Origin of the sequence: Flavihumibacter solisilvae, assembly GCF_000814475.1 — a bacterium.
Classification (GTDB): domain Bacteria; phylum Bacteroidota; class Bacteroidia; order Chitinophagales; family Chitinophagaceae; genus Flavihumibacter; species Flavihumibacter solisilvae.
This window is the reverse complement of record NZ_JSVC01000042.1, coordinates 1-13,381: the sequence shown is the minus strand read 5'-3', so window position 1 is coordinate 13,381 and position 13,381 is coordinate 1. Positions and strand designations below refer to the sequence as shown.

Here is a 13,381-nt window from a genome sequence, read left to right as displayed (position 1 = left end):
CGAAATGGTGTCGTTAGTTCCTTCATACCTGTAGCAGGTTTCAGCCGAAGCTTTGTTTTCTCCCGAATTACATGAAATAAATAAGCAAACTCCAATATAAAGCGGGAATAAAGTCAGTCGCATATGTGGATATTTAAATTACAAAGTCAATCTACCCCATCTTCTTCGAAAAAATCTGTTTGAGCTGGTTCACTTCATCAGTGTAAATAGTTTTCTTCCGTGTTCCGAAGTACAGCGTATTCTCAATTACGTTGTTCCCTTCCCAAAGTAATTTAAGCTCACCGGAACGGATCTCGTCGCGGCAGAGAAAATCGGGGATCACGGATACGCCTTCCCCGTTCCGCAGACAGCGTACAATGGAACTTATATTGGGCACAATGTAGTTCGGTTTGAAGTCGATATGGTACTTGAAGTTCAACTGCCAGAATCTTTTCAGGTGTTCCATATCTGCCGCCGTACTGTACCAGGTCTGCTGCTTCAGCCAGTCCGCGGCTTCTTTAATCTTGCCTTTGCTGACAAAACCCAGGAATGGTTTGTCATCCAGCTTCGAACCGCTCACCAGAACGATCTTCTCTTTTGAAAATGGCTGGTACTCGAGGTTTTTCTGCTCACCCTTCTGCGGCGTCACGATCAGGTCCAGCACGCCCTTGTCGAGGTCATGCTGCATCTCAGGGTAATCACCAAATTTGATGATGAGGTTGAAGGGCAACTTCGAAATATGCTCCTCCAGGGTGTACTGGAAGGTCTCGAAACACATTCCCACACTTATGGTCGTTCGGTCCGCCTTTGAGCTCCGGCCGAATAATTGCTCTACCGCCTGCATTTTCTCCAATGGCTCCAGGATGAAATTATACAGCGCTTTCCCTCTTTCTGTGGGCACCATTCGCTTGGCTGACCGGTCAAAAAGCTTGTACCCCGTGAACGCTTCCAGGGAATTCAGGTGCAGGCTCACACCAGGTTGTGAGATGTACAGGGATTCCGCGGCACTGGTCAGCGTGCCCGTGTCGTAGATGGCCTTAAAGGTCCGCAGCCATTCAAGGTTAATCGTCATAGTCTATTATAATTATTATGCAAAGGTATAAGTTATGTTATTTGCCTGATGCATACGAATGGGTGAATTTTGTGTCCACAAACAGAAAAACACTCAAAATGGAATACAGGAAACCTGGAAATACTGACTTGTGGGACAACCATTCACTAAAAAAATATAACATGTTGTTTGAACAATTTGCAAAAGGCGGGTTCACACTCGCCAACAGGATAGTTATGGCCCCAATGACAAGGGCACGCAATCCGAACGGCGTTCCCAATAGCATGAATGCTACATATTATCGCCAGCGCAGCGGATCAAACGGTGCAGGACTGGTAGTTACGGAGGGCGTTGCCATTTCCCCGACTTCTGCAGGGGTACTGCACATTCCCGGTCTTTATACCAGCGAACAGGTTGATGGATGGCGGAAAGTAACCGAAGCCGTGCACGCAGCAGGCAGCAGGATCTTTGCCCAGCTCTGGCATGTAGGACGGGTGTCACATATCAGCATCCAGCCCGATGGCATTCAGCCGGTCGGTCCTTCAGAGATCCAGGCAGCCAATTCTTTCGCCTGGGGCTATGATGAAGAAGGCAAGGAAAGTTTTGTTACCGCCTCAAAACCCCGCGCCCTGGCAACAGGGGAAGTCGGTGAAATAGCCCGTGATTTCGCTATCGCTGCGGGGAACGCCATTAAAGCTGGATTTGACGGTGTCGAATTGCACGGCGCCAATGGGTATCTCATAGAGCAGTTCCTCAATCCAGTTATTAACACGCGGACTGATCAATATGGCGGCAGCATCGAAAACAGGAGTCGCTTTCTGCTGGAGATCGTTGATGCCGCTATCGAAACCATCGGTGCCGATAAAGTGGCAATCAGGCTAACCCCTTATGGCGGACTCCATGAATTGCCGCATTATGAGGAGATCGAGCCGACATATCAATACCTGGCTACTGAACTGGCCAAAAGAAAGATCGCCTACATCCACATCATGGACCAGCAATCACGCGGCAGCTATGCATTGCCCGATGGATTCCTCGCCAGGTTCAGGACATGGTATGACGGTATTATCATCCTGGCCGGTGGAATGAGCAAGGAAAAAGCAAACACTTACTTACGGGAAGGGATAGTTGACCTGGTCGGTTTCGGCGAACCGTTTATTGCCAACCCCGACCTGGTCGTCCGCCTGCAAAACAACTGGCCCTTAACCATTCCCGACCGCAGCCTGCATTACGGTGGCGGTGAGAAGGGATATATCGATTACGAAGTCTACAGTAAAAATTAAAATCATGAACACTTTAACCATAACGGGACGAAGATCCCTAAGCCTGCCTGCGGCTTTGTGGGCACTCACCATAAGCGCCTTTGCCATAGGCACAACCGAATTTGTGATCGTGGGTTTACTGCCAACGGTAGCGAGCGATATGGCAATCTCCATTCCTTCAGCGGGGCTGCTCGTCAGCCTCTATGCCATCGGTGTTGCCATCGGCGCACCTATACTGACCGCGTTAACAGCCAGGATCCCGCGGAAGCAGCTGCTGGTTTCCCTGATGGCTTTATTTATTGTTGGAAACGGGCTTGCATCAGTTGCACCGGGTTTTGCGACACTTGTTTTTGCGAGGATCATCACGGGGTTTGCACACGGCGTATTTTTCTCCATCGGGTCAACGATTGCTGCAGCCCTGGTGCCGGCGGAAAAACGGGCCTCTGCTATTTCCATCATGTTTGCGGGACTGACTGTCGCCATTGTTACCGGTGTACCGCTTGGCACGTTCATTGGCCAGCACTTCGGCTGGCGAGCAACCTTTATCGGGGTGTCATTACTGGGCGTTGTCGGTCTGGTGGCCAGTACCATACTGGTGCCAGCCAACCTGAAGAACGACGCGACCACCTCCCTGAAATCACTGCAGAAAGTGGTTTCCAACAAACGACTGTTACTGGCTTTCCTGATGACGGCGCTCGGCTATGGCGGTACTTTTGTTGCCTTCACCTACCTGTCGCCGATCCTTGAACAGGTGACCGGCCTTTCACAGTCACTAGTAAGCGTAATCCTTTTGCTGTATGGCATTGCTATAGCCATCGGGAATCTTGTAGGCGGTAAGGTTTCCAATCGTAATCCACTCAAGGCACTGTTATGGATGTTCGCGCTGCAGGCTGTTGTGCTCCTGATCTTTACCTATACCGCTCACTATGTTGCAGCGGGGATCATCACACTTTTTGTGATGGGCGCGCTGTCGTTTGCAAACGTCCCGGGGCTCCAGCTCTTCGTGGTACAGACCGCTGAAAAGCACCTGCCCGGTACGGAAGACGTTGCTTCTGCATTCAACATCGCGGCCTTTAACCTGGGTATTGCCATAGGAGCTTATGTGGGCGGACTCACCGTTGTGTCCCCGCTCGGTATCGGAGCAACTCCATGGGTGGGCGCGCTGTTTGTTTTACTCGCCATCCTGGTAACGCTGTTCAGCGCCCGTATCAGCCGGAAAGGCTGATGGGCACTTACCAGCCTTTCACCGCTCCGCCTTTAAAGGCCTTTTCGGCTGCTTTTTCAACGGCTTCTGATTGATAGGCTTCAACGAATTTTTTCACTTTTTCCAGGTCCTTATTGTCTTCCCTTGCCACAATTACATTCACATAAGGCGATTCTTTGTCTTCTTTCAAAACGCCCTGTTCATCTGCGTTTAATCCCGCCTGTGCCGCAAAATTGTTGTTGATAATGGCAATGGCTACCTGCTTGTCGTCCAATACCGCCGGTAATTGCGGCGCTTCTATCTCAAGGATTTTCAGCTGCCTGGGATTTTCAAGGATGTCGGTTACTTTGGGCAATAAACCGACATTGCTTTTCAGCTTGAGCAAACCGTTTTTCTCCAGCAGCAGTAAAGAACGTCCGCCATTGGTCGGGTCGTTGGGAATTACAATCGTGCTGCCGTCTTTGAGTTCGGATATACTTTTAATTTTTTTAGAATACGCTACAATAGGGTACACGAAAGTATTTCCGACCACTGCCAGTTTATACCCTCTTTGCCTGGATTGTTCCTGCAAATACGGAACATGCTGAAAAGCGTTGACATCAATTTCGCCATTATTCAGGGCTTCGTTCGGAATTACATAATCATTGAACGAAACCAATTCCACTTCAAGGCTATACTTTTCTTTCGCTTCCTTTTTGGCAGCTTCAGCTATTTCCTGTTCCAGTCCCGCAGCAATCCCAACCCTGAGGTAGTTCGGATCATTTTTCCTGGAATTTCCACATGCGCCGAGGAATAACCCGGCAGCAACTAAACCTAAGAGTCCTATTTTCATTTTTCAGTTTGTTTTACCTGTGATTAAATTTCTTCGAAAGCCTGTCGCCCAAAAACTGGATCAGGAACACCAAGGCAATCAATAAGATCAAAACCGTATTCATGATAAAAGCATTGTAACCGACATAGCCGTATTGATAGCCTACCTGTCCCAGTCCACCTGCACCAACTGCCCCGCCCATTGCAGAATAACCGACCAGGGTTATCAGGGTAATGCTAGCATTATTGATAAGTGAAGGCAGGGCTTCGGGAAGTAATACTTTCCTGGTAACCTGAATTGGGCCAGCACCCAATGCCCTTGCCGTTTCTACCAGGCCGGCAGGCACTTCTAGCAAGCTGTTTTCTACCAGCCGGGCAATGAACGGCGCGGAACCAATACTCAGCGGAACCAGTGCCGCATTTACGCCAATGGAAGTGCCTACCATCGCCCTGGTAAATGGGATCAGCCAAACGATCAGGATGATAAACGGAATGGAACGGAATACATTTACCAGCACCGATAAACTGCGGTTGTAAGAACGGTTCTCCAGGAGTTGCCCTTTCCTGGTGAGAAACAAAACTATTCCCACCGGCAGGCCCAATAGAAAACCAAAGAACCCCGAAACGAAGGTCATATAAACTGTTTCGCCAAGTCCTTTAAAAAGCAATGAAACTGTTGATTCGTCAAGCATACCCTTTTATCGTGTTTTGAATGTTATTCTTATTAAAATACCGGATGGCTTTTTCGTTTTCGACCGGACTGCCCTGCAGGTGCAACAGCAGTTTCCCGAAACTGGCTTTGCCCAGGTACTCCACATCTGCCGTGATGAGTTTGTACGGAATTTTGTAATCGCTGTATATCACCGACAATAGCTTTTCGAATAAAATATTCCCGTTTAGTTCTACTTCCACCAGCGGAAATAATCCTGCCTCGGGTTCCCGTTTTAGCGTGCTGCTTATTGATTGCGGAATGTTCACTGTTTTAGAAATTGAAAATTGTTTAATGATAGGGTGCTCGCGGTCGGAAAGGACCTCTTCCAGGCTGCCTTTCACCACAAGTCTCCCTTTGTCTATTACGGCAACATGATTGCAGATTGCCTTTATTACGTCCATTTCGTGGGTTATCAGCAAAATGGTTATGCCCAGTCTTTGATTGATGTCCTTCAGCAGTTGTAAAATCGACTGCGTTGTAACGGGGTCCAATGCACTCGTTGCTTCATCGCAAAGCAAGAGGTAAGGATCGTTTGCCAGGGCCCGGGCAATGGCTACACGCTGTTTTTGTCCGCCCGAAAGACTTTTCGGGTATTCGTTTGCTTTATCCTCCAGCCCGACGACTTTCAAAAGTTCATTTACTTTTTTACTGATCTCTGCTTTGCCTGCGTTGTCCAGTTCCAATGGCAAAGCCACATTGTCGAAAACTGTTCTTGAGGAAAGCAAATTGAAGTGCTGGAAAATCATCCCTATTTTCTTGCGTTCTTTCGCTAATTCGCTGCTGCTTAATTTCGCCAGGTCTTTCCCGTTTACGATAATTTGTCCCTCATCAGGTTTCTCAAGGAGATTTACAGAACGTATCAATGTGCTTTTTCCTGCTCCCGAAAAGCCAATAATGCCTACAATATCGCCCTGCTCTATTTCCAGGCTCACATCATCAAGAGCCTTGAAAACTTTCTTTTCCTGGCGAAATGTTTTCGAGATGTTCTTTATAGCTATCATTTGGTTTGAATTGAATAGGTTAAGCCCCTTACGGTTCGTCTTATTTTTACCTTGGAACGGTTTGACAGTTTGAAATACCTGGTTACGTTGGTCAGGAATACACCAGCCAGGATGATAAACAGCCCGAGCAGCTGGTTGCGGTTTATGACTTCATTGCCAATAACCAGTCCCGCAATAACCGTTACGATCGGGTTGATGTACGTATGGGTGCTGACCAATGCCGCAGGCCTCACTGAAAGCAACCAGATATAAGAAATATAAGCAATCACAGAGCCGAAGAAAACAAGGAACAATAGTCCTAACCAGGCAGATGCCGGAATGTTAGTAAAGGAAAAACCGCTCCACTCATTTCTCAAAAGAGCAACCAGGAACGAAGCCACTCCAGCCGCAATGAGCTGTTGTGAAATGTTCATGAATGTCGAATGACCTGCAGGATTGTTTTTTGAATACAGTGAACCCAAAACCCAGGCAACCGAGGTCAACGCCAGCACGATAAAAGCGACAACTCGTAAAGAAGGAGGTGTTGCATTATGGCTGTTGTGAGAAGTAACGCTTCCTCCCAAAAACAGGATCAATCCTAAAAATCCCAGCAGAAGTCCTATCGGGATCCATTTGTCGGAAAAGTATTTTCTCCAGTTTTTCCTGTCAAGGGCAATGAACCAGAAAGGCCCTGTTGCAATGGCAATAGCCGCTTCGGACGCGGTGACGTATTGTTCTCCCCAGCCTACAAGCCCGGTACCGGCGGTCAGGATCAATATTCCTGCAACTGCGTTCTTACGCCAGTTTAGCAGCGAATTGGCCCTTTCACCCTTCACCAGCAGGTAACCGAACATCAATAAACCTGCTGCAAAAAACCGGAAGCCTGCAAGTATGAAAGGCGGAAATCCATGTAAGCCAAATGAAATGGCTATAAAGGTCAATCCCCAGATTACATAGATGTTGAAAAATGCGAGTGGAACCAGCCAGCTACTGTTTTTAATACTACCCATTGTTTCCTGTTTTTAAGCTTGTGTTTAAAAAAAAAGTCCACCGACATGTATCGGTGGACTTTTTCAGATTCTGTTTAATATTCCTGACGCTACCAGATACTACTTATGCCTAAGGACATATGCATGCAACAAGACATCTTATTTGAAGCCTTGCTGATGATGTAGTATTTGTTAGAATTAATATTCATTGGGTGCGAATGTAGCACATATTTTCAATTCCCTAGATAAATAGTAGAGTTAATGAAAGCTTAATGTAGTGCGGGCATGTGCTATTATTCCGATCTTTCGGTAACCGGGTCCGGCTTTTCACCTAAGAATTCAATCCAGTGTTTCTTCATGCATGGATAATGACTGGCGGCTTCCACGAGGTTCATGAAATCCGACAGGTTATCTTCAAACATCTTTTCCAGTTTTTCATCGGCCAAACGTCCCGCTTCATTAAAAGCATGGTGGGCACTTGCCAGGGAAAACATGTCTGGAAAAACACGGGCGCCCAATCTTTCCAGTGGAATTCTTAATGACCACAAGCCTCGATTACCGCCAACCATCGAGGGTGATGCAGACATGAGCAAAGCATGTTTTTCATTGAATGGCTGTGGCCGGAAGCGTGATACCCAATCGATCGCATTTTTCAGCAGTCCGGGCATCGAACCATTATACTCAGGCGAAGAAATGATAAAGGCATGGCATGCCTCAAGTCGCTTTTTAAATTCCTGTGCTCCTCCGGGCATACCAGATTCTGCTTCCTCATCCTGGTTGTAGGACGGGCAGTCAAAATCATTCATGGTAGCATGGTCCACCACGCCGCCAGCTTTCTCGATAATGCTGCCGGCTAGTTTTACCAGGCTTGTATTCAGCGACTCTTTTCGTAGTGAAGCGGAAAACATCAAAAAGCGAATAGGCTCTCCGTGTGACATCTGGTCAGGTTGTGGCATATTACTGGAATTATTGGTTTAAAAATCTGCATCGAGGACGATTCTGTAAGTTGATTTGCCGGCTTCAAAATTAGAAATGGCTTCGTTAACCTTGCTCATCGGCCAATGTTCCGTTATTGGACTAATACCATGAAGTGCAGCAAAGCGGAGCATTTTATCCAGGACAGGCCGGGAGCCACCGGGCGATGATGACACCGAGGCTTGCGGTATCAGCAGGGAAAGAACTGAAACCGGGATGGGCTCAGGAATTATGCCAACGAAATGCAACCTGCCATTCGGTGCCAGCAGTGAAATGATTTTATCCCATTCCATCGAAGCAGTAACAGTAACCAGGATAAAATCAAGCTTTCCTTTCAGCTTGCCCCACTGCGATGAGTCACGGCTGGAGACAATATCATCAGCACCCAACTTTTTAATGTCATCATACTTGGACGTGCTGGACGAAAAGGCGGTGACACGGGCTCCCCAGGCACTGGCAAACTTTACTGCGAGGTGGCCCAAACCACCAATACCTATAATGCCAATGTGGTCGGTGGGCCTGACTCCGAATTCCAGCAGGGGAGCAAAAACTGTAATACCGGCACACATTAAAGGTCCCGCATCGCGTGCGTCCAATTCGCCAGGAATGGGAATGGCCCAGATCCAATGAGTCCTCACCCGTTCTGCCCAACCTCCATGGTTACCCAGGATGGTGCCCTGGATTGAAGTACAAAGGTTTTGTTGACCCTGCAGGCAGGGATCACAATGTCCGCAGCTGAATTTGAACCAGCCAAGTCCCACTTTTTGTCCAATGCGCAATCCTTTATTCGCGGCGATGCTTCCCAGTGCCGCTATACGCCCTGTTACTTCATGCCCCGGGACAAGTGGATAGGTCGTGAACCCAAGTTCATTCCTGATCACGCCGAGGTCGGAATAACAGATTCCGCAATGTTCCACTTCTATTTCTACTTCCTCATCGGTAATGGGCGGCAGGTCAAATGTGAATGGTTCCAGTTTGCCATTCTTTTCAAAAGCAGCCCAGGCTTTGACGATTGACATACAGGTGATTTTTGACAAAGGTATAGCATGCATCAAAGACTGTGATGTCCCCATTCCCCGCCAAAAAATGGTAACTTTAATTGACAATTTCCACTGCGTGTTTAACTATTTCGAAAGAGTAAAATCCCGCCCGGAAATTTATAACCAGCTTACTTGCCGGGAGCTCCTGTTTGTTCATTATAAATGTCCAATGGAGGTAAACAAACAGGATAGTTGGTCTCAGCATAATTTTATCCAGTATATCTTAAGTGGGAAAAAAGCATTTCACACTCCCGGTCATTCATGGCTGATGCGCAGCGGCGATGCTTTTTTTGTAAAGAAAGGTGCCTGCATCGTCGAAAAGTTTTTTGAAGAACCACTCTGCATCATGACTTTTTTTCTACCTGATTCTTACCTGCAGACTTTTATGCAGGAAAATAATACATTGAGCCATGCCCGTTGGACAGAGCCGCCAAAAAATGAATTGCTGATCCCACTGCAGGTCACCAGCATCATGACCGCTTTCTTTGATTCACTCATTCCCTATTTCTATTCGGATACAAAACCTTCTGAAAATCTGCTTGAACTAAAATTCCGTGAATTATTATTGAACATCCTGGATAATCCAGAGAACGGAGAGTTGAAAAACTATCTCACCCATCTTCTATCACCGCAGTACGAATCCTTTCAGCAAGTGATGGAAGCTAACTGTCTTTATAATCTTTCCCTGCAGGATTATGCAAAACTGCTCAACCTCAGTTTATCTTCTTTTAAACGACATTTTATCCTGTTGTATAAAATCACACCGGGCCACTGGCTGCAGGAGCATAAACTGAATCATGCATACCATCTTCTTATCAGTACCGACAAACCGGTAAATGATATTTCTTTTGAAAGCGGGTTTGAAAACAGCACACATTTCAGTCATCTATTTAAGAAGCGTTTTGGCCTTTCTCCATTAAAATACCGCAAGGAAAATGAAGTCTCCCGGCCATCATGAGATTGAACTTTTCTGACAGTAAATTGAACTTTATAAACAGGCCTCTGGGAAGGAATGAATTTAATTTTATTAAAAACCTTTGTGGCCGGTCATAAATTGATTTCATCATTGAAAACCCTGTTTATGAAAAAGCAAATTTTGTCTGCAGTTTTATTGTTCATTGCCCTGGTTCCTGTTTTTTCAGTACAGGCTCAAACCCGGAGCAAAGTAAGTAGCTCGTTTCCGGCTGATGCATATACGTCGGATGTAGTCACAAGGTGGATCGACATGCAACTTGAACTGATGCGTACCAGTTCGCCTTTTATCGGCGGACTGCCCCCGTCACGGCCTTTTGCCTATACCGGCATCGCATTGTATGAAGCGGTGGTACCCGGGATGCCTGCTTATATTTCATTGTATGGACAACTAACTGATATGCCTGCAATGCCCCGAACAGTTCCGGGTTTGGCCTATCACTGGCCGACCTGTGCGAATGCGGCATTAGCGGCGATGAACCGCGACTTTTTCCCAAATGCTTCTGAGGTCAATAATGCGGCGATGGATTCGCTGGAAAACAAGCTGAATGTGGTGTATAAAATGGAAGCAGGCGAGGAAGTATTTCAACGCTCCATCCAATATGGCAGAGCGGTTGCGCAATTGATATTCGCCTGGTCAAAAACAGATGGGGCTGACAGCGCCAATGCAGCATTTATTCCGACCAAGGGTCCCGGTCTCTGGGCACCTACGCCTCCTGCTTTTGCGCCGGCTTTCGGGCCTTATTGGGGAAACAACCGGTTATTCGTTGCAGGCAGTTTAGATGGTACTGTCCCGGATGCTCCGCCGGAGTATTCCACCGACCCTACTTCGAAGTATTACCGGATGGCAAAAGAGGTATATGAGATTTCACAAAATCTAACTGCTGATCAAACTGCACTGGCATTATTTTATCGTGATAAGCCTGGCTTCGGCGATGGGCATTATTTGTCGATCTTAAAACAGGTACTGGAACAGGAGAAACCGAAACTTGATTTTGCCGCAATCGTTTTTGCAAAGACCGGTATTGCCTGTGTAGATGCAGGCATTGGATGCTGGCGCGCAAAATTCCAACACAACCAGCAGCGGCCCATAATGTATATAAGGGAGGTATTGGGTCATCCCGAATGGAATACTTTGTTCGACACGCCGCCATTTCCTGATTTCCCTTCCGGACATTCCACCATTGCCGGATCGTTTACAGAAGTACTCAAAGGTTTTTTCGGAAACAATTATCATTTTACCGATCACACTTATGACTATCTCGGCATGGCGCCACGTTCTTATAATTCTTTTGATGAGTTGGCAAAAGAGATCGGTGATTCCCGCGTGTATGCCGGCATTCATTACCGCTATTCCTGTGAAAAGGGCTGCGAGCAGGGAGTGAAGATTGGAAAGAACATCACGAAGAAGCTGCGGTTTAAAAAATAAGGCCCTTACCGGGTGAACAATGGTTCAAAAACAGAATCGACCTGGAAACAATCCACTCCGGCAGCTATCAGTGATTCCACCTGTGCCCGGGCTTTCGCCATTACGTCACCGTCGCGGAAAGACCAGGCGTTAACGACGCCAATGGCCAGGATGCCGTGACCACGAGCCCATATAGATTCATCCTTTGTGATATTCCCGGAAAAAAGATAATAATTCGCAGGCTTGTAGCCAGGTTTACGCATGTTGTCTTCAAGCTGCTGCCGGGTACAGCTCAGCCTGATTTTTCCGGTGAAGTAACCAGTTGACTCATCCGTGCCGATCATCAAAGCTGAATCATACAGTTCGTATTTTTTCAGCAACGTGATCAGCCGCGCCCAAATCGCTGTATCATTCCCCCGGATCTTATTGTCGATCATAACACCCAGTTTACCTTTACAGAACTTCAGCACTTCTTCGAGGAGCAGCACGCGGTATCCTTTCGCATTCCTCAACTTACTGATACCCGACCAGTTCATGGAGGACACTGAAGAATCAACACCAAAAGAGCGTTTGAACGTATTGTCGTGATGCGTGATCAACGTACCATCCTTTGTCAGGCGGACATCGATTTCCACCATCCAGTACCCGTGGGCGGCAGCTTTTTCAAGCGCCTGCATGCTGTTCTCCTCAGCAGTGCTATCTACCACTCCGCCGCGGTGGGCTATCAACCGGAAGTCTTTTATCGGGTCCGACTGCTGTGCCGATGACAGCTGTGCATGCAGCAGGAGTACACATGCAGCAAGAATAAATGTCGAATAACTTTTCATAAGCAAGTACATGTAGTTAAATTTATGCGGAATTATACGGATGGAAAAACTACACTCACTTTACTATTTCCTGGAACTGGCAGGTTGTTTTGCATTTGCAATAAGCGGGGCTGTCGCAGCCAGGCAACGCGGCCTTGACCTTTTTGGGATCGCGGCGCTTGCGTTTACAGTTGCCTGTGGCGGGGGCATTATCCGCGATCTTTGCATCGGGGCAATTCCGCCCGCAGGTTTAAAGAACTGGCAGTTCCTGGCGGTGTCGATGTTTGCAACCGGACTGACAGTAGGCTTATATCCTATTGTACAGCGGCTGAAGCGACCGGTACTGTTTTTCGATAATGTTGGCCTGGCCTTGTTCGCAGTAACTGGCGCACAAAAAGCACTTGCTTATGGCCACAACGGGGAAGTAGCCATTCTGCTGGGCATTACCACCGCTGTGGGCGGCGGTGTTTTGCGGGATGTCCTGCTTAACCGCGTTCCCATAATCCTGGAAAAGGAAATTTATGCATCTGCAGCATTGATAGCCGCTGTAATTGTAGTGCTGGGAGATTATTCCAACTGGATGTCAAGCGAATTGACTTCCCTCGTAGCCCTGGTTACTTGCTTTACATTACGTACACTGGCACTCAGGTATCACTGGAACCTGCCTTCACCATCACTTAAGTGAAGCATCATAAAAAAATTTATGACTGGGAAAAGCCTTTGGCCTGGCCGCAAATTCGCCATTATACTTAGACAAACTACCTGAAAGCAGCTTCTGCCAATATTCAGCGAATTCCGCTCTTGCCATCATTTCATTTGTTGCATCGGTTTCCTTGTTATAAAAAGGAAGAACAAGGGTTTTACCCGCATCATGATAATTGAATTGCAAACCGACGGTCTGAATAATTTCATTTAAGGAAACCCTGCTCCGCTTAAGCAGTGCATAGGTTTTAACGACCATGCAGCTTTTTATTTCGCGGAGGTTAACAAAATGCAGGGTTTTCCTGCTGCCATCCATCGCAAGGAATAAAAGCTTCTTCCTCGTTTTATCAAAACCTATGGCAAGCTTACCGACAATGTTTTGTTCCGTAAGCGTGAGACGGAAGCTGGCGGCAGCATTTTCGAAAGCGGACTGTAATTTTTCTGCTTTCTTCTGCTGATAAAGATTGTACAAAATGATACTGACAAGGGAC

14 protein-coding genes are annotated in these 13,381 nt (G+C 47.2%); 5 read left to right on the top strand and 9 right to left on the bottom strand.

The window, feature by feature from the left end; all coding sequences use genetic code 11:
* Positions 1–151: 151 nt before the first annotated feature.
* Positions 152–1,051, bottom strand: a complete 900-nt coding sequence (locus tag OI18_RS22490; RefSeq protein ID WP_039144301.1) for a LysR family transcriptional regulator — start codon at positions 1,049–1,051, stop codon at positions 152–154.
* Between the two features lie 98 nt (positions 1,052–1,149).
* Here OI18_RS22490 and OI18_RS22485 point away from each other — a divergent pair, with 98 nt between their 5' ends.
* Entirely contained in the window at positions 1,150–2,313 is a 1,164-nt protein-coding gene (locus OI18_RS22485) for an alkene reductase (protein ID WP_205410096.1), read from the top strand.
* Between the two features lie 4 nt (positions 2,314–2,317).
* Positions 2,318–3,517: an MFS transporter gene (locus tag OI18_RS22480; RefSeq protein ID WP_052273498.1), complete on the top strand. Its 1,200-nt coding sequence runs from the start codon at positions 2,318–2,320 to the stop codon at positions 3,515–3,517.
* Positions 3,518–3,524: 7 nt separating this feature from the next.
* Here OI18_RS22480 and metQ read toward each other — a convergent pair whose 3' ends face one another.
* The 6 genes from metQ to ahr form a co-directional block, all read right to left on the bottom strand.
* Entirely contained in the window at positions 3,525–4,328 is an 804-nt protein-coding gene (metQ, locus tag OI18_RS22475; protein WP_039144299.1) for a methionine ABC transporter substrate-binding lipoprotein MetQ, read from the bottom strand.
* Between the two features lie 13 nt (positions 4,329–4,341).
* Positions 4,342–4,998, bottom strand: a complete 657-nt coding sequence (gene metI / locus OI18_RS22470) for a methionine ABC transporter permease MetI (RefSeq protein ID WP_039144297.1) — start codon at positions 4,996–4,998, stop codon at positions 4,342–4,344.
* On the bottom strand, positions 4,991–6,019 hold the full coding sequence (locus tag OI18_RS22465; RefSeq protein ID WP_039144295.1) for a methionine ABC transporter ATP-binding protein: 1,029 nt from the start codon (positions 6,017–6,019) through the stop codon (positions 4,991–4,993). The genes metI and OI18_RS22465 overlap by 8 nt, the downstream gene beginning before the upstream one ends.
* On the bottom strand, positions 6,016–7,008 hold the full coding sequence (locus tag OI18_RS22460; RefSeq protein WP_052273497.1) for an EamA family transporter: 993 nt from the start codon (positions 7,006–7,008) through the stop codon (positions 6,016–6,018). Before OI18_RS22460 ends, OI18_RS22465 begins: the two co-directional genes overlap by 4 nt.
* 272 nt (positions 7,009–7,280) lie before the next feature.
* Positions 7,281–7,943, bottom strand: a complete 663-nt coding sequence (locus OI18_RS22455; protein ID WP_052273496.1) for an NADPH-dependent FMN reductase — start codon at positions 7,941–7,943, stop codon at positions 7,281–7,283.
* Between the two features lie 18 nt (positions 7,944–7,961).
* Complete coding sequence (ahr, locus tag OI18_RS22450) at positions 7,962–8,981, bottom strand: NADPH-dependent aldehyde reductase Ahr (RefSeq protein WP_039144293.1); 1,020 nt, start codon at positions 8,979–8,981, stop codon at positions 7,962–7,964.
* Positions 8,982–9,171: 190 nt separating this feature from the next.
* Here ahr and OI18_RS22445 point away from each other — a divergent pair, with 190 nt between their 5' ends.
* Both OI18_RS22445 and OI18_RS22440 read left to right on the top strand, forming a co-directional pair.
* Positions 9,172–9,960, top strand: coding sequence for a helix-turn-helix domain-containing protein (locus OI18_RS22445; RefSeq protein ID WP_160290286.1), 789 nt, complete (start codon positions 9,172–9,174; stop codon positions 9,958–9,960).
* 123 nt (positions 9,961–10,083) lie between these two features.
* On the top strand, positions 10,084–11,403 hold the full coding sequence (locus OI18_RS22440) for a vanadium-dependent haloperoxidase (protein ID WP_160290285.1): 1,320 nt from the start codon (positions 10,084–10,086) through the stop codon (positions 11,401–11,403).
* Positions 11,404–11,408: 5 nt separating this feature from the next.
* Here the strand turns inward: OI18_RS22440 and OI18_RS22435 are convergent, their stop codons facing one another.
* Positions 11,409–12,209 carry a glycerophosphodiester phosphodiesterase gene (locus OI18_RS22435; protein WP_160290284.1) on the bottom strand — a complete coding sequence of 267 codons (801 nt, stop codon included), beginning with the start codon at positions 12,207–12,209 and terminating at the stop codon, positions 11,409–11,411.
* Positions 12,210–12,249: 40 nt separating this feature from the next.
* Between OI18_RS22435 and OI18_RS22430 the strand changes: the two genes are divergently transcribed.
* Positions 12,250–12,873 carry a trimeric intracellular cation channel family protein gene (locus tag OI18_RS22430; RefSeq protein WP_039144288.1) on the top strand — a complete coding sequence of 208 codons (624 nt, stop codon included), beginning with the start codon at positions 12,250–12,252 and terminating at the stop codon, positions 12,871–12,873.
* Here OI18_RS22430 and OI18_RS24770 read toward each other — a convergent pair.
* The coding region (locus OI18_RS24770; RefSeq protein ID WP_039144285.1) for a hypothetical protein at positions 12,862–13,381 on the bottom strand (520 nt) is incomplete at its 5' end. The two genes, OI18_RS22430 and OI18_RS24770, sit on opposite strands and share 12 nt — an antisense overlap.